Source organism: Streptomyces caelestis, assembly GCF_014205255.1.
Classification (GTDB): Bacteria; Actinomycetota; Actinomycetes; order Streptomycetales; family Streptomycetaceae; genus Streptomyces; species Streptomyces caelestis.
Genome location: NZ_JACHNE010000001.1, coordinates 8,357,348 through 8,372,500, shown reverse-complemented (window position 1 = coordinate 8,372,500; position 15,153 = coordinate 8,357,348). Strand labels below are relative to the sequence as shown.

Genomic DNA, 15,153 nt, shown 5'->3' with positions numbered 1-15,153 from the left:
GAGGCGATCCTGCGGGCCACGGGAGGCACCTGTCAAGAGCCCGCAAGGAAAGGTTCAGCGGGCCGGAAGCCCGCGTTCAGCCTCCCGGCCCCCTGGCCCTCGCAACCGGTCAGCTGTGCAGCACACCGGCTCCGAGCAGGCCGAACAGCAGCCCTCCCACCACGATCCGGTAGATCACGAAGGCGTTGAAGGAGTGCTTGGCGACGAACTTCAGCAGCCAGGCGATGGAGCCGTAGGCCACCACGAAGGACACGATCGTGCCGACGGCGAGCGGGGCCGCGCCCACGCCGGCGCCCAGGGCGTCCTTGAGTTCGTAGAGGCCGGCGCCGGTCAGGGCTGGGATGCCGAGGAAGAAGGAGAGCCGGGTGGCGGCGACGCGGTCCAGGTCGAGGATCAGCGCCGTGGACATGGTGGCGCCGGAGCGGGAGAAGCCGGGGAAGAGCAGGGCGAGGATCTGGGAGCTGCCGACGAGCATGGCGTCCTTGAACGAGGTGTCGTCCTCGCCCCGCTTGTGCCGGCCCATCTGGTCCGCCGCCCACATCACCCCGCTGCCGACGATCAGCGAGCCGGCCACCACCCACAGCGAGGCGAGCGGGCCCTCGATGAGCGGCTTGGCGGCGAGTCCGACGGCGACGATCGGGACGGTCGCGCAGATGACCCACCAGGCGAACTTGTAGTCGTGGTGGTGGCGCTCCTCGCGGTCGACCAGACCCCGCCCCCATGCGGAGACGATCCGCACGATGTCCCCGAAGAAGTACACGAGCACCGCGGCGATCGCGCCGACCTGGATGACGGCCGAGAATCCGATCACGGCATTGTCGTCGACGGGGATGTCCATGAGCCCCTCGACGATCTTCAGATGGCCGGTGGAGGAGACGGGCAGGAACTCGGTCACCCCCTCGACGGCTCCGAGGACGACGGCCTGACCGACGTTGATGACGCTCATGGGATCCAGTTCTGTGCGGGAAGAGGCGGGTCCGGAGGGGGCCAGTCCTACTACACCCGGGCGAGAGCCGGTCTCACCCTCCGGCGAGCGCGACCCCCGCGAACGCCGCCGCCAGCCCGGCCGCCAGGCTCGCCGTCACATTGAGGACGGCATAGCCGCGGGCCCCCGTCTCCACCAGCCGCAACGTCTCGTAGGAGAACGTGGAGTACGTCGTCAGGGCCCCGCACAGGCCGGTGCCCAGCAGAAGCTGGAGGTGGGACCCCGCGGCGCCGGCGGCCGCCGCTCCGGTGAGCAGGCCGAGGACCAGGCAGCCGGCGACGTTCACCGCGAAGGTGCCCCAGGGGAAGACGGAGTCGTGCCGGGACTGCACGGCGCGGTCGGTGAGGTAGCGCAGCGGCGCGCCGACCATCGCGCCCCCGACGACCAGCAGCCAGTTCACAACGACCTCTTACCCTTCGCGTCCGTTTCGCCCGGGGGTGTCCTCCCGGGCGGTGGTGGGGGTACCCCCGGTCGAACGAAGCCGAGACTGGGGGAGGATGGTCTCGCATTCGTCGAGGGTCACCAATCCCTCGGTGACGAGGTCGTCGAGCTGGGGCAGGAAGGCCCGGACCCGTGGCTCGGTGTCGACGATCACGACGGCGACCGGCAGGTCCTCGCTCAGGGACAGCAGCCGCGAGGTGTGGATCAGCGAGGAGGCGCCGAAGCCCTCGACGCCCCGGAAGACGCTGGCGCCCGCGAGGCCCGCCGCGTGGGCCCGGTGGACGATCTCCGAGTAGAGGGGCTTGTGATGCCAGGTGTCGTTCTCCCCGACGAAGACGGTCAGGCGCAGCGCCCTGCCGGTCAGCCGTGTCATGGCTGCCTCCGCTTCAGGGCGCGGCGGGTCGACCAGGCCGCGAGCCACACCGCCGTGAGCGCCGCGAGCGGGGTCGCGGCGAGGTAGGCCAGGCCGGTGCGGAGGTGGCCGCTGCCGGCCAGCTTCTGGATGTCGACGGCGTAGGTCGAGAAGGTCGTGAAACCCCCGAGGACGCCGGTGCCGAAGAAGGGGCGGACCAGCCGGTGGGCGGGCCGGAACTCGGTGATGACCACCATGAACACGCCGATCACGGCACAGCCGGCGACGTTGACCCAGAAGGTCGTCCAGGGAAAGCCGCCCGCCTGCGAAGGCCACCACAGGGACGCCGCGTACCGGGCGGCGGCCCCCGCTCCCCCGCCGAGCGCCACCACCGCGACGACCGGTCCCTGGGCACGCCAGGCGGGCGGATACGGGACGGAGGGCTGGATGCGGAGGCTTTCCGCCTCGGGGGCCGTCATGGTCGTACGTCTCCTACTCGCCGGGGCCCGGGGTCGTGCGGGCGCGTGCCGTCGCAAGTAGGGACCGTTGGCGGCGTCCGTGCCGCGGTTCGGGTACGGCGGGCCCCACCGCCGCGCCGCGAGAGGTGCCGCGGCCGGGGTTCAGGTTAACCCCGGTGACGAGCCGGCGTCATGTCGGGGCGGGCGGCTCGCAGACCGCCACGCCCGGCTCCCAGAGGCTGCCCAGGACCAGGTGCCCGTCCGCTTCGCAGACGCTGGTGACCATGCGGTAGCCGGAGTGGCGGCGGGCGAGGTGGTGGACGACGCGGCCCTCGTCGTCGAAGGCCAGGACGGCGATGGTGCCGGTGGGGCGGAAGGGGGCGCGTACGGCCACGCGGGCGGCGGCGCGGCGGAGCGCGGGTGTGCCGCGGTGGAGCAGGTCGAGGGCGGGGACATGGGGTCCGGTCAGTGCGACCCAGATCGGTCCGCCCGGCGCGCCGCGCCAGAGGTTGTCGGGCATGCCCGGGAGGTTCTCGGCGAAGAGCTCGCTGCGGCCGGCCTCGGGACCGGTGAGCCGGTAGCGGGTGAGGCGGCGGGCGCCGGTCTCGGCGACGACGAGGAACGACTCGTCGGCTGCGGCGGCGAGCCCGTTGGCGAACTGGAGGCCGTCCAGCACCACCTCGGGGGTGCCCGCGCCGGGTGCGAGGCGCAGCAGCCGTCCCGTCCCGGTGTGTTCGACGATGTCGCCGATCCAGTGATCCAGGGGATGGCGGCGGCTGGAGACGGTGACGTACACGCTGCCGTCGGAGAGGGACACGACGTTGCTGGCGAACCGCAGCCGCTCCCCCGCCACCGCGTCGGCGAGGACGCGGACCGTGCCGTCACCGGTGTCGACGCGCAGCAGTCCGCGTTCGGCGTCGCACACCAGCAGGTCGCCGTCCGGGAGGAGTTCGAGTCCGAGCGGCCGGCCGTCGGTTTCGGCGATCACCTCGGTACGTGCGGTCACCGGGTCCCCCGCGCCGTCCACGCGCAGGATGCGGCCGTCCGCCAGGCCGGTCAGCACGCGGCCGCGTGGGTCGGCGACCACGTCCTCGGGGCCGTGGCCCACCGCGAGGTAGTGGCGTGGGACGAGTGCCGTGGGACGGTCCATCGCGCGGGTGTCCTTCACGTGGGGTGGTGATTCCGCTGTACCGGGCCGTACCGGGTCGCCTACCAGCCCTTTGCAAACATCCGTGCGACCTCGGCGATCCGCATCTCGTCGCGGTGGTAGTGCACGCGGCCGGCGGACCGGCTGGTGCTCAGCATGCCGGTGGCCTGGAGCAGCCGGAGGTGGGTGGCGGCGACCGGGCGGGGCATCGAGAACCTCTCGGCGACGGCGTCCGCGGTGACGCCGTGTGCGGCGGGGCCGGGTTCCTTCAGCCAGGCCAGGATGCGCAGGCGCGTCTCGTCCGTGGGAGTCCTCAGCATGTCGTGCCCCTGCCTCGCGGCTCTCGTCCTCTTACCGCGTCTTCCCACTGTCGCGCAGTCGAAGCCCCCGCGTCCGGGACTCTGCATCCTTGACCGATACCGAACTGCCGTAGTGCACCAGTGAGTTCGGAAAGATGCGAGGGCCCGGCCGCGTGCGTGCGGCGGGCCCCCTCCCCCGCGTGGTCAGCGGTGGCGGAACCAGGACATCGACGACAGGGCCCGGTCGTCGTAGCCGAACAGCGCCTGGTTCTCCCAGCCGTTGCCCGAGGACGGGTCGGTCGGGTCCCAGCCGTTGCCGTTCACCGCGGTCCAGGTCGCCTCCCAGTAGAAGATGCCGAGGCCACGGCCGTTCGGGACGGCCTCCACGATGCTCGCCACGTCGTTCATCCACCGGGTCTGGCCGGCCACGCTCGCCGGATAGCCGGAGACCAGCTCGGCACTGGTGTCGATGATGTTCTCGTGGGAGTCCTCGCTGTCCAGGCGGAACGGGTAGGCGGTCTCGGCGACGAAGACCGGCTTGCCGTAGCGGGAGGCCGCGTCGTAGAGGGTCGTCTGGAAGTCGGCCAGCGTGCCGTGCCAGTAGCCGTAGTACGACAGGCCGATCGCGTCGAACTTCACTCCGTTGGAACGCGCGCTGTCGAACCACCAGCGGGTGCCGGCCAGGTCACCGCCCTTGGCGAGGTGCAGGGCGACGGTGGTGGACGAGTTGACCGCCTTGACCGCGTCGTAGCCGGAGTTGAGCAGACCGGCCAGCTGCGTCCAGTTGGAGGTCGATCCCTCGTTCCACAGCATGCCGCCGTTGATCTCGTTGCCGACCTGGACCATGTCGGCGGTGGTGCCCTGCGTCTTCAAGGCGCTCAACACGTCGTACGTGTGGTTGTACACGTCCGTCCTGAGTTGACTGTACGAGTGCCCGGCCCAGGCGGCGGGCTTGTCCTGGCGCCCCGGATCGGCCCAGAAGTCCGAGTAGTGGAAGTCGACCAGCAGCTTCATGCCCTGGGCCTTGACGCGCTTGGCCAGGGCCAGGACGTGCGCCTTGTTGTTGTAGCCGTCGGCCGGGTTCACCCAGACCTTGACGCGCGCGTAGTTCATGCCGGACGACTTGAGGATGGCCAGGGCGTCGCCGGACGTGCCGGAGCTGTTCCGGTAGACGCCGCCCTTGGCCTCGCTCTTGGGCAGGGACGAGATGTCGGCACCCTTGATCGACGTACCGGACGTGCCCGACGTGAAGGTCAGGTCGTCGACGTTGATCCAGTTGCCGGCGTTCGCGTCACTGTTGACACTGATCGTGCATTGGTTGCCGGTCACATTGACCGGCACGACGATCCTGATCCACCCACTGGCCGAGACCGGCAGGTCGGTGCGCTGCTCGGCGCCGCCGCAGTTCTTCAGTGCTATGTACGCGGAGTTCTGCCCCCCGCCGGAGCGCACCCAGGCGGTGAGCTTGTAGGCGCCGTTGGTGAGACCGGACAGGTACTGGTACGTCTCCACCTTGTAGGCGGAGGAGGCCCAGTGGCTCAGGCGGTAGCTCCCGCCGTGGCCGCCGGCCTCCACGAACGAGGCGCCGGTCGAGCCGTACTCGGACCATCCGCTGGGGGCGGCCGCGCCCGCACCGTCGGCCTCGAAGCCGCCGTTGGTGAGGGTGCTCGCGGCGTGTGCGCTCGTGGCGGGCAGGGCGGTGAGGGCGAGGCCCGCCGCGAGCGGGAGCAGCAGGGTTCTGAGTGTGCGTCTGGGATGGAACATCGTCGTCCGTCGTCCCTTCGACGTGGGGGTTGGGGGTGCCCCTCACCGGAAGGCGGGTGAGGGGGCCCCTCCGCCCGCGGCTCGTGCGGCTCACGCGGGCGGAGGGAGTCGGTTCAGCCGTCGAGCCGGACGACCCGGACGGCTCCGGCCGGGATCGCCAGCCGGCCCGCGGCGCGTTCACCGGTCAGCAGTTCGGTGCCCTGGGCCTCCAGCGGCACCTTGACGTCCGAGCCGGTGTGGTTGACGGCGAACACATAGGTGCCCGACTCACCGGTGCGGCGGACCACTTCGACGTCCCGGGGCAGGTCGGCGCGCGGGGCGAGCCGCCCGTCCCCGACCGCCCAGCCGAGCAGCGCGTCGAGGCCGTCGGCGCCGAGCCGGGTGGAGACGTACCAGGCGGTGCCCTCGCCGAGGCGGTGCCGGGTGACGGCGGGCCGCCCGGCGGTCAGCCCGTCGGCGTACGTCAGGACGGTCTCGGCGCCGCGCGGCACCACGAACTCCGTCCACACGTCGGCGCCCAGCTCGGACCCGTCGGGGCCGCTGACGCTCACCCGTTCACCGGGCAGCAGCGGTGAGAACTCCTCGACCGTGAGGCCGAGGACGTCCCGCAGCGGACCCGGGTAGGCGCCCTCGTGGACGGCGTCGTGCTCGTCGACGATGCCGGAGAAGTACGAGACGACCAGTGTGCCGCCGTTCTCGACGTAGGCCGTGAGGTTGTTCCCGGCCGCCCGCGTCATCAGGTACAGGGCCGGTACGACGACAAGGGGATACCTCGACAAGTCGGCTTCCGGGTGGGCGAAGTCGACGGTGAGGTGGCGGTCGTAGAGGGCCTCGTAGAAGGCGTCGGCGCGCTCGCGGGCGTCGTGGTCGACGCTGGGGCGCCATTCGAGGTTCTGCGCCCACCAGGAGTTCCAGTCCCACAGCACGGCCACGTCGGCCTCGGTGCGGGTGCCGCGGATCTCGCTCAACGCGTCGACGGCCGCGCCGAGTCCGACGACCTCGCGCCACACGCGGGTGTCGGTGCCGCCGTGCGGGACCATCGCCGAGTGGAACTTCTCGGCGCCGCGCCGGGACTGGCGCCACTGGAAGAACATGGCGCCGTCGGAGCCGCGCGCCACGTGTGCGAGGGAGTTGCGGGCCATCTGGCCGGGGGCCTTGGCCGGGTTGCGGGGCTGCCAGTTGACGCCCGAGGTGGAGTGTTCCAGCAGCAGCCAGGGGGCGCCGCCCGCGACGGAGCGCGTGAGGTCGGCGGCCATCGCCAGGTTGACGTGGGTGCGGCGGCCGTCGGTGATCAGGTAGTGGTCGTTGGTGACGATGTCGACCTCACGGCCCCAGGCCCAGTAGTCGACGGAGTCGCACTGGCTCAGCGCCGTCATGAAGTTGGTGGTGACCGGGACGCCCGGTGAGAGACGGTGCAGGATGTCCCGCTCCGCCACGAAGTTCTCGCGCATGGTGGCGTCGGCGAACCGCTTGTAGTCCAGCGCCTGGCTCGGGTTGACGGCCGCGGGGGTGAGCCGGGGCGGGTTGATCTGGTCGAGGTCCGCGTAGCGCTGGCCCCAGAAGGCCGTGCCCCAGGCCTCGTTGACCGCGTCGACCGTGCCGTACGTCGTCGCCAGCCAGCGGCGGAAGTGGGCGGCGCAGGAGTCGCAGTAGCAGGCCGAGACGGGGACGCCGTACTCGTTGTGCACGTGCCACATCGCCAGGGCCGGGTGGTGGCCGTAGCGCTCGGCGAGCTTGGTGGTGATGGCCGCGGCGGCCGCACGGTAGTCCGCGTTGCTGTGGCAGATCGCGGCGCGGGAGCCGAACTCGTAGCGCACGCCCTCGCGGGTGACCGGCAGGGCGTCGGGGTGCGCCCGGTAGAACCAGGCGGGCGGTACGACGGTGGGGGTGCCGAGGTCGGCGCGGACGCCGTTCTCCTGCAGCAGGTCCAGGAGCCGGTCGAGCCAGCCGAAGTCGTACGTTCCGGGTGAGGGCTCCAGCAGTGCCCAGGAGAAGATCCCGACGCTCATCATGGTGACGCCGGCCTCCCGCATCAGCCGGACGTCCTCCTGCCAAACGCTCTCCGGCCACTGCTCGGGGTTGTAGTCCCCACCGAAGGCGAGCCTGGTGAGGCCCCTGGGGGTGGTCTCCGGCATGGATGGTCTCCCGGTCGGTCGATCAATTGGGAACGTGCACACACAGCGGCGCAGTGCGGAGCCCAACATAACCGCACAGCAACAACCATTGACAAGTGTCCGGGATGTTTCTCTACTGTGAACGCTCACAGAAGCATGGCAGGTTCTCGCAGCAGGCGAGGACCCCAGGTCAGGGGAGAGATCCATGCCGTACACGACGCGCCGTCGCCTCGTGACATCCGCCGTCGCCGTAGCGCTCGGCGCCACCGCCCTCACCGCCTGCGGCTCGGGGTCCGGGGACAGCGAGACCGAGTCGGGGCCGGTCTCGCTGACGTACTGGACCTGGACGCCCGGCATGGACAAGGTCGTGGACCTGTGGAACAAGGGGCCGGGCAAGAAGGACCAGATCACCGTCACGGTGAAGAAGCAGGCGTCCGGCGACACCCTCGTCACCAAGATCCTCACCTCGCACAAGGCGGGCAAGGCGCCCGACCTGGTGCAGGCGGAGTACCAGGCGCTGCCCACGCTGGTCAGCAACGACGCTCTGGCGGACATATCGAAGAACGTCGGCGACGCGAAGGACCGGTTCGCCGACGGCGTCTGGCAGCAGACGACGCTGGGTACGGACGCGGTCTACGCGGTCCCGCAGGACATCGGGCCGATGATGTTCTACTACCGCGAGGACCTGTTCAAGGAGTACGGCCTGACGGTGCCGACGACCTGGGACGAGTTCGCGCAGACCGCCCGCAAGCTGAAGAAGGCCGCCCCCGACAAGGACCTCACCACCTTCTCCGCCAATGACTCCGGCCTCTTCGCGGGCCTCGCCCAGCAGGCGGGCGCCAAGTGGTGGACGACCTCCGGCGACCAGTGGAAGGTCTCCATCAACGACGCGGCGACGCAGAAGGTCGCCAAGTTCTGGGGCGGCCTGGTCGAGGAGGGCGCCATCGACAACCAGCCGATGTACACCCCGGCCTGGAACAAGGCGCTCAACACCGGCAAGCAGATCGCCTGGGTCAGCGCCGTGTGGGCCCCGGGCACGCTGACCACGGCCGCTCCCGACGCCAAGGGCAAGTGGGCCATGGCCCCGCTCCCCCAGTGGTCCGCCAACGAGAACCGCACCGGCAGCTGGGGCGGCTCCTCCACCGCCGTCACCACGGACTCCGGGCACCAGGAGGCCGCCGCCAAGTTCGCCGCCTGGCTGAACACCGACAGCGACGCCCTCAACGCGCTGGCCAAGGAGAGCGGCATCTACCCGGCCGCCAAGAACGCCCAGACCAGCGGCGCCTTCCTCAAGCCGCCGGCCTACTTCTCCAACCAGGCCGACTTCTACTCCAAGGCCGCCGAGATCGCGGAGACCACCGCGCCGTCCGCCTGGGGCCCCAACGTGAACGTCGCCTACACCACCTTCAAGGACGCCTTCGGCGCCGCCGCGAAGAGCAAGTCGGACTTCGGCGGCGCGCTCGACAAGATGCAGGACGACACCGTCGCCGACATGAAGAAGCAGGGCTTCGAGGTCGCGGAGTGAAAAGCACGGCACGCCGGCAGTCGCACGGGGTCAAGGGGGCCCCGTACGGCTTCCTCCTCCCCGCGACGATCCTGTTCGCACTGTTCTTCGCCCTGCCGATCGGCTACGCGTTCTGGCTCAGCCTCCGCAAGGTGAAGGTCTCCGGCCTCGGCCTCGGCTCCGGCGCCCGCAAGGAGGTCTGGGCCGGCCTGGAGAACTACACCGACGCCCTCACCGACAGCGAGCTGGTGAACGGCGCGCTGCGCGTGCTGGGCTACGGCTGCATCGTCGTCCCGGTCATGCTCGGGCTCGCCCTGCTGTTCGCGCTGATGCTGGACTCCGAGAAGGTGCGGCTCGCCCCCTTCACGCGGCTCGCGATCTTCCTGCCGTACGCCATCCCCGGTGTGGTGGCGGCGCTGCTCTGGGGCTTCCTGTACCTGCCGGACGTGAGCCCCTTCTACTTCGTGCTGGACAAGCTGGGCCTGCCGCAGCCGGACCTGCTGGACGGCGGGCCGCTGTACCTGGCCCTGTCGAACATCGCGGTCTGGGGCGGCACCGGGTTCAACATGATCGTCATCTACACCTCGCTCCAGTCGATCCCGGCGGAGGTGTACGAGGCGGCGAAGCTGGACGGCGCCACCCCGGCGCAGATCGCGCTGCGGATCAAGATCCCGATGGTGGCGCCCTCGCTGGTGCTGACCTTCTTCTTCTCGATCATCGCGACGCTCCAGGTGTTCAGCGAACCGACCACCCTCAAGCCGCTCACCAACTCGGTGTCCACGACGTGGAGTCCGCTGATGAAGGTGCACCGGGACGCGTTCGGCGAGGGTGACATCCACGGCGCCGCGGCGCAGGCCGTGATCATCGCGTTCGCCACCCTCCTGCTGTCCTTCGGCTTCCTGCGAGCCGCGAACCGTCGTCAGAAGCAGGAGGCAGCTCGATGAGTTCCCTTGCCGTGTCCCAGGCCGAGCCGGTGGCGGGCACCGCACCCGGCACCGCGCCCGGCACCGCCCAGGGCCGTCCGCCGCTGCGCCGCCGGATCGCCCTGATCCCGACGGCCTCGCTGCTCCTGGGGGCGATCTACTGCCTGCTGCCGGTGGCCTGGGTGGTCATCGCCGCCACCAAGTCGGGCCGTGAGCTGTTCTCCACGTTCACGTTCCTGCCGGGCACGGGCTTCGCCGACAACTTCCAGGACCTGAGCGCCTACCGCGACGGCGTCTACTGGTCGTGGATGGGCAACTCCGCCCTGTACGCCGGTCTGGGCGCACTGTTGTCGACGTGCGTGTCCGCGTTCAGCGGCTACGCGCTGGCGATCTACCGCTTCCGGGGCCGCGAGACGATCTTCAACGTGCTGCTCGCGGGTGTGCTGATGCCGCCGGTGATCCTGGCGATCCCGCAGTACCTGCTGCTGGCGAAGGCCGACCTCACGGACTCCTACCTGTCCGTCCTGCTGCCGCAGATCCTGTCACCGTACGGCGTCTACCTCGCGCGGATCTACGCCGCCGCCGCGGTGCCCGCCGACGTGGTCGAGGCCGGCCGGATGGACGGGGCGAGCGAGTGGCGGATCTTCACCCGGGTCGCGCTGCCGATGATGATCCCCGGCATGGTGACGGTGTTCCTGTTCCAGTTCGTGGCGATCTGGAACAACTTCCTGCTCCCGTACATCATGCTGAGCGACGACGAGAAGTTCCCGATCACCCTCGGCCTGTTCACGTTGCTGGAACAGGGCGCCAACACCCCGGCGCTGTACACGCTGGTGATCACGGGCGCGTTCCTCGCGGTGCTCCCGCTGGTCGCGCTGTTCCTGGTCATCCAGCGGTTCTGGAGTCTGGATCTGCTCTCCGGAGCCGTAAAGTCATGACCATGAACGCTGCGGGGGGCAGGCGCAGGCCGCCCACGATCCACGACGTGGCGCGCGAGGCGGGGGTCTCGCGCGGCACCGTCTCACGTGTGCTCAACGGTGGCCACTACGTCAGCCCCGCCGCCCAGGAGGCGGTCAACGCGGCCATCCGCAGGACGGGTTACGTCGTGAACCGGCACGCCCGCTCGCTGATCACGGGCCGCTCCGACTCGATCGGCTTCCTGTTGACCGAACCGCAGGAGAAGCTGTTCGAGGACCCCAACTTCAACGTCCTGCTGCGCTGCTGCACCCAGGCGCTGGCCGCGCACGACATTCCCCTGCTGCTGATGCTGGCCGGCACGCAGGACGAGCGGCGCCGGATCACACGGTACATCACCGCGGGCCACGTCGACGGCGTGCTGCTCGTCTCCAGCCACTCCGCCGACCCGGTCGCCGAGCAACTGCACGAGGCGGGGGTGCCCCTCGTGCAGTGCGGCAAGCCCATGGGGCGCGGCTCCAAGGTGAGCTACGTGGCGGCGGACGACCGGGACGGCGCCCGCGACATGATGCGCCACCTGTTGTCGCTGGGCCGCCGCCGTATCGGCGTGGTGAACGGCCCGATGGACACCCCGGGCGGTGTCGATCGCCTCGCCGGCTACAAGGAGATGCTCACGGAAGCGGGCCTCGAGATCGACGAGCGGCTCATCGTCTCCGGCGACTGGGGCCGGGCAAGCGGCGAGGCGGGCGCCGAGCGGCTGCTGGCCCAGGCCCCGGACATGGACGCGGTGTTCGTCGCCTCGGACCTCATGGCACAGGGCGTGCTGGCGGCCCTCCAGCGGGCGGGGCGGCGGGTGCCGCAGGACGTCGCGGTGGGCGGCTTCGACGACTCCCCGGCCGCCCTGGCCTCCAGCCCCGAGCTCACCACCATCCGGCAGCCGTGGGACCGCATCAGTGCCGAGATGGTACGGGTGCTGCTCGCGCAGATCGGGGGCGAGGATCCGGCGGCGGTGATCCTGCCGACGGAGCTGGTCAAACGGGAGTCGACGTAGGCTCCCGCTCCGGCGAGGGACGTGCACTTCATGCACGGTCATGGAACGCAGCGCCGGTGTTACCGTTCGTATATGGCGTCGAAAACGGCTGGTGCGCGGCTTGAGGAACGGTGGCGGGACATCCTGTCGGCGCACGCGCGCACGATGTGCGAGATCGACCGCGTGCTGCATCCGCACGGCCTGGGCGCGTCCGACTTCGAGGTCCTGGACATCCTCGCGACCGCGGCGCCCGAGGAGGGCGAGCAGTGCCGCGTGCAGAACCTGGTCGGGCGGGTCCATCTCAGCCAGAGCGCGCTGTCCCGGCTCATCGCCCGGCTGGAGAAGGACGGGCTGGTGACGCGTTCGGTGTGCATGGAGGACCGGCGCGGCGTGTGGGTGGCCCTGACCTCCAAGGGGCGTGACCTGCACGCGGAGGTGCTGCCGCTGCAGCGGGCCGCGCTGGCCCGGACACTGGGCGCGTGAACCGCCCCGGGCCCGGGCCCCGGCGCACTCGGTCCTACGGGCGTGCCAGCAGGGTGCGTACTCCCTCCGAGGTGAGCGTCAGGCGGTGTTCCGAGCTGCCGTCTATGGTGAGCGACAGGTCGTCGGCCGGCCACTGGGCGGCCAGGGCGCCGAGCGGCACCAGGCGGTAGCGGGAGACGAACGGCAGCAGCCCGGCCATCTCCACCTCGGAGGTGAACACGGGCACCACCGGTTCGCCGCCCGGCTGCTCCAGCACCGGCAGCGCCACCGCCGAGGGGTTGGCGGCGTCGGCGTCGTTCGCGTCGTCGGGCACGGGGATGAGCACGTCGCTGTTGGCGAGCGCGTCCAGAGCCGCCGCGTCCTCGGTGTTCTCGGTGAGGACGTCCAGTGCCCGCTGGGCGGGCGTGGGCGTGGGGTCGTTTGCAGGTGTCTCCATGGCAGATTCCCTGGTAGCGGCGGTCGTGCGGCCCACCCGGGACAAGATCCGCCCCGGGCGCGGTCCTGCTCGCGTACCCGATCGTGCCCGGGCCAATCCTGTTGATTGCCGGGGATCAGGGGATCAGGGGGATGTCCGGAGGGCAGTCCGAGGCGGTCGCGGCCGACCCGTCGGGCCGGCGAGGACGTCCCAGGCCATGCGGACGGCGTTCAGGAGCGCCTACGGGGCCACCCCGAGCAACCGGCACGGCAGGGCACGCTCGCTCACGCCACCGCCCGCGACCGGTTCCACCCGGTACACCCCGGTTCCCCGCGTCCGGGTGACCGCCTCCGTCGGCACACCGTCCGTGAACAGCACCGCGGCCCCGTCCTCCACCGCCCAGCCCGACGGAAGCTGTCCCGCTGCCACAGCCGCGCGGTAGGAGGGCCGACGACCCGGTTCACTGTCGTAGTGCGGGCAGACGGAGCCGGGCAGCAGCCCCAGGCCGTCGGAGAGGTACGTCAACGGCCCGAAGGAGTCGGTGTGCGAGCCCTTGGCCCAGCAGTTGGCACCGGCGCTGATACCGCACAGCAGCGTGCCCTGGTCGTAGGCCTCCCACAGCAGCCGGTCCACGCCGTGGGTGCGCCATACCGCGAGGAGGTTGGCCGTGTTGCCACCGCCCACGTAGACGACGTCCTGGGCGAGCAGAAAAGAGCGCAGTGCGTCGTCGTCCAGCTCGCGGCGGAACAGGTGCAGGACGGAGGGTTCGCAGGCGGGGCGGCTCCGGAACGCCGTGTGGAACTGTTCGATGTAGGCCGGTGCGTCTCCGCTGGCCGTGGGCACGAAGCACACCTTGGGGCGGGAGGCGCGGGCCCGGGCCAGTAACCAGTCGTCGAGGAGGCCGTCGTCGTCGGTGGAGAAGCCGCCGCCGAGGAGGGCGAGGCGCTGCGGGGATGCGATGGCCACGGTGGTGCCTTTCTTCACGGGTGCGTGTGCCGTCGTAGGCCGTGCGCCGCCCGAGCACGCCGTGCTCCAGTGCCATGACCTCGCCCTGCGGGTCGTCCAGCCGGAACCCGCCGGCTTGGGCCGTCCGCGGTTCGGCCGCGCCACCGCGGTACCACGGACGGGACGGCGGCCAGGAGGTGAGCGGTTCCGGCTTGGCCGGTCTGAGCGAGGTGCGGTGGATGACGGCCATGCCGAAGGTTCTCTTCCGTCACGCCGGCCCGAACACACGGTTGCGACGCAGCTGCTCGGCACACCACCGGAAGTGTCCGTCGCGCTCGTCCGGGCCGAACAGGTCGTAGGTGGTGAGGGCGTAGGCGGCTTGACAGACGGTGAGGGCGGCGGGCGAGTAGCCGAGCTCCTGCGCGAAGAACCGGGTCAGTTCGGCAGTGTGCTCCTGGGCGTGCGGGCCGTACATGTCATAGACGGCGGCGGCGACGGCCGCCTCGAACGCCGGGTCGCCCGCGGTCGTGCAGAAGCCGAAGTCGAGTACGGCGGCAGGTCTCCCGGCCGTGTCGACGTGGATGTTGGGCGGCACGAGGTCACCGTGGATCGCCGTGACCGGGGCGTCGGGCAGCGACCGCAGGGCGTTCAGCGTGCGTCGGACCCCGGCGTCGAAGTCGGGCACCCTGGCGGCGAGGACAGCGCCGTTCCGGGCCACGGCCCGGGCGACCAGAGCGGCGAGCGCGTCCTGGAAGCGGTCGTGACCCTGCCAGAGGGGCCGGTCGTCGCCCTGGACGGTCAGCCGGCGCATCGCGTCCGTGCCCGGCACCGAGGCCAGACCACGCAGGACGGCAAGCAGCGTGTTCTTGTGCCGGACGGGCAGTTCGCGCTCGTACTCCTCGTGCGCGGAGTCGCCCCGCATCGGGACACCGGGCAGCTCACGCTCGTACGTCACCACGACACCCTGGTGCTCTTGGACGTCGAGGATCTCGGGGGTGGCGAAGGGCAGGCCGTGTGCTGCGATGTCCGCGTAGACCTGGCGGATGAGTTCGCTCGGCGGCCGGCCGGCCCACACCTTGGCGACCCGGCCGGCGCCCAGCGCGTAGACGACCCCCTCGACGCCGGCGCCGACACGGCGGGCCTGCGCGTGTCCGCGGTCGGCGAAGTAGTCGGGCCAGGGGTCGGCGGCGGGGCGCGTTTCGTCGCTCCTGGAGGTCTCCACGCGCGCAATTAGACCAGCCGCTGCACCGGCTTGACCACGCGATTGCGGAAGTGGTCGCGGCGGCGCGGAGCTTGCGCGGGGCCTCTCATTCGTTTCGTCAAAGGGTGTTGGCGGACGCGATGTTACCGGTAACATCACCATCACCCGCCCCTGCTC

The 15,153-nt window shown here is 70.9% G+C and carries 16 protein-coding genes and 1 pseudogene; 5 read left to right on the top strand and 12 right to left on the bottom strand.

The features are described 5' to 3' along the window. Nucleotides 1-109: 109 nt before the first annotated feature. The 8 genes from HDA41_RS37900 to HDA41_RS37865 all read right to left on the bottom strand — a co-directional run bounded on the left by HDA41_RS37900 (nt 110) and on the right by HDA41_RS37865 (nt 7,581). Nucleotides 110-946: an undecaprenyl-diphosphate phosphatase gene (locus HDA41_RS37900; protein ID WP_184992188.1), complete on the bottom strand. Its 837-nt coding sequence runs from the start codon at nt 944-946 to the stop codon at nt 110-112. A gap of 73 nt (nt 947-1,019) precedes the next feature. Continuing rightward, entirely contained in the window at nt 1,020-1,385 is a 366-nt protein-coding gene (crcB, locus tag HDA41_RS37895; RefSeq protein WP_184992186.1) for a fluoride efflux transporter CrcB, read from the bottom strand. Between the two features lie 9 nt (nt 1,386-1,394). Continuing rightward, complete coding sequence (locus HDA41_RS37890; protein ID WP_184992184.1) at nt 1,395-1,799, bottom strand: DUF190 domain-containing protein; 405 nt, start codon at nt 1,797-1,799, stop codon at nt 1,395-1,397. Then, nucleotides 1,796-2,257, bottom strand: a complete 462-nt coding sequence (crcB, locus tag HDA41_RS37885) for a fluoride efflux transporter CrcB (RefSeq protein WP_184992182.1) — start codon at nt 2,255-2,257, stop codon at nt 1,796-1,798. The genes HDA41_RS37890 and crcB (HDA41_RS37885) overlap by 4 nt, the downstream gene beginning before the upstream one ends. A 169-nt stretch (nt 2,258-2,426) precedes the next feature. After that, nucleotides 2,427-3,386: an SMP-30/gluconolactonase/LRE family protein gene (locus HDA41_RS37880; RefSeq protein ID WP_184992180.1), complete on the bottom strand. Its 960-nt coding sequence runs from the start codon at nt 3,384-3,386 to the stop codon at nt 2,427-2,429. A 59-nt stretch (nt 3,387-3,445) separates the two neighbouring features. Continuing rightward, on the bottom strand, nt 3,446-3,703 hold the full coding sequence (locus HDA41_RS37875; protein WP_184992178.1) for an ArsR/SmtB family transcription factor: 258 nt from the start codon (nt 3,701-3,703) through the stop codon (nt 3,446-3,448). A gap of 183 nt (nt 3,704-3,886) precedes the next feature. Then, a complete protein-coding gene (locus HDA41_RS37870; RefSeq protein WP_184992176.1) occupies nt 3,887-5,446 on the bottom strand; it encodes a glycoside hydrolase family 53 protein in 1,560 nt (519 codons plus the stop codon). Between the two features lie 113 nt (nt 5,447-5,559). Next, nucleotides 5,560-7,581: a beta-galactosidase gene (locus HDA41_RS37865; protein WP_184992175.1), complete on the bottom strand. Its 2,022-nt coding sequence runs from the start codon at nt 7,579-7,581 to the stop codon at nt 5,560-5,562. Between the two features lie 184 nt (nt 7,582-7,765). Between HDA41_RS37865 and HDA41_RS37860 the strand changes: the two genes are divergently transcribed. From HDA41_RS37860 to HDA41_RS37840, 5 genes are all read left to right on the top strand, one after another. After that, the gene (locus tag HDA41_RS37860) at nt 7,766-9,085 is read left to right on the top strand and encodes an ABC transporter substrate-binding protein (protein WP_184992173.1); all 1,320 of its coding nucleotides are present in this window, start codon (nt 7,766-7,768) and stop codon (nt 9,083-9,085) included. Further along, complete coding sequence (locus tag HDA41_RS37855) at nt 9,082-10,008, top strand: carbohydrate ABC transporter permease (protein WP_184992164.1); 927 nt, start codon at nt 9,082-9,084, stop codon at nt 10,006-10,008. Before HDA41_RS37860 ends, HDA41_RS37855 begins: the two co-directional genes overlap by 4 nt. Then, entirely contained in the window at nt 10,005-10,925 is a 921-nt protein-coding gene (locus tag HDA41_RS37850; protein WP_184992162.1) for a carbohydrate ABC transporter permease, read from the top strand. Before HDA41_RS37855 ends, HDA41_RS37850 begins: the two co-directional genes overlap by 4 nt. Then, nucleotides 10,922-11,953, top strand: a complete 1,032-nt coding sequence (locus tag HDA41_RS37845; RefSeq protein ID WP_184992160.1) for a LacI family DNA-binding transcriptional regulator — start codon at nt 10,922-10,924, stop codon at nt 11,951-11,953. The genes HDA41_RS37850 and HDA41_RS37845 overlap by 4 nt, the downstream gene beginning before the upstream one ends. 72 nt (nt 11,954-12,025) lie before the next feature. Further along, nucleotides 12,026-12,415 (top strand): MarR family winged helix-turn-helix transcriptional regulator, encoded by a 390-nt coding sequence (locus HDA41_RS37840; RefSeq protein WP_184992158.1) that lies wholly within the window; start codon nt 12,026-12,028, stop codon nt 12,413-12,415. Nucleotides 12,416-12,449: 34 nt separating this feature from the next. On the opposite strand, the gene HDA41_RS37835 is transcribed toward HDA41_RS37840, so the two are convergent. The 4 genes and pseudogenes from HDA41_RS37835 to HDA41_RS37825 form a co-directional block, all read right to left on the bottom strand. Then, complete coding sequence (locus HDA41_RS37835) at nt 12,450-12,851, bottom strand: SseB family protein (protein WP_010043978.1); 402 nt, start codon at nt 12,849-12,851, stop codon at nt 12,450-12,452. Between the two features lie 219 nt (nt 12,852-13,070). Further along, nucleotides 13,071-13,796 (bottom strand): Type 1 glutamine amidotransferase-like domain-containing protein, encoded by a 726-nt coding sequence (locus tag HDA41_RS37830; protein ID WP_184992156.1) that lies wholly within the window; start codon nt 13,794-13,796, stop codon nt 13,071-13,073. A gap of 28 nt (nt 13,797-13,824) precedes the next feature. Further along, a pseudogene (locus HDA41_RS41995) lies at nt 13,825-14,025 on the bottom strand (maltokinase N-terminal cap-like domain-containing protein); the annotation flags it as partial. A gap of 18 nt (nt 14,026-14,043) precedes the next feature. Next, nucleotides 14,044-14,997 (bottom strand): aminoglycoside phosphotransferase family protein, encoded by a 954-nt coding sequence (locus HDA41_RS37825; RefSeq protein ID WP_230299706.1) that lies wholly within the window; start codon nt 14,995-14,997, stop codon nt 14,044-14,046. Nucleotides 14,998-15,153: the final 156 nt, after the last annotated feature.

What these genes read in the sequence shown, in the direction of transcription:
- HDA41_RS37900 (WP_184992188.1), bottom strand. Translation starts at nt 946, where the DNA reads ATGAGCGTCATCAACGTCGGTCAGGCCGTCGTCCTCGGAGCCGTCGAG.
- HDA41_RS37890 (WP_184992184.1), bottom strand. Translation starts at nt 1,799, where the DNA reads ATGACACGGCTGACCGGCAGGGCGCTGCGCCTGACCGTCTTCGTCGGG.
- crcB (WP_184992182.1), bottom strand. Translation starts at nt 2,257, where the DNA reads ATGACGGCCCCCGAGGCGGAAAGCCTCCGCATCCAGCCCTCCGTCCCG.
- HDA41_RS37880 (WP_184992180.1), bottom strand. Translation starts at nt 3,386, where the DNA reads ATGGACCGTCCCACGGCACTCGTCCCACGCCACTACCTCGCGGTGGGC.
- HDA41_RS37875 (WP_184992178.1), bottom strand. Translation starts at nt 3,703, where the DNA reads ATGCTGAGGACTCCCACGGACGAGACGCGCCTGCGCATCCTGGCCTGG.
- HDA41_RS37870 (WP_184992176.1), bottom strand. Translation starts at nt 5,446, where the DNA reads ATGTTCCATCCCAGACGCACACTCAGAACCCTGCTGCTCCCGCTCGCG.
- HDA41_RS37865 (WP_184992175.1), bottom strand. Translation starts at nt 7,581, where the DNA reads ATGCCGGAGACCACCCCCAGGGGCCTCACCAGGCTCGCCTTCGGTGGG.
- HDA41_RS37860 (WP_184992173.1), top strand. Translation starts at nt 7,766, where the DNA reads ATGCCGTACACGACGCGCCGTCGCCTCGTGACATCCGCCGTCGCCGTA.
- HDA41_RS37850 (WP_184992162.1), top strand. Translation starts at nt 10,005, where the DNA reads ATGAGTTCCCTTGCCGTGTCCCAGGCCGAGCCGGTGGCGGGCACCGCA.
- HDA41_RS37845 (WP_184992160.1), top strand. Translation starts at nt 10,922, where the DNA reads ATGACCATGAACGCTGCGGGGGGCAGGCGCAGGCCGCCCACGATCCAC.
- HDA41_RS37840 (WP_184992158.1), top strand. Translation starts at nt 12,026, where the DNA reads ATGGCGTCGAAAACGGCTGGTGCGCGGCTTGAGGAACGGTGGCGGGAC.
- HDA41_RS37835 (WP_010043978.1), bottom strand. Translation starts at nt 12,851, where the DNA reads ATGGAGACACCTGCAAACGACCCCACGCCCACGCCCGCCCAGCGGGCA.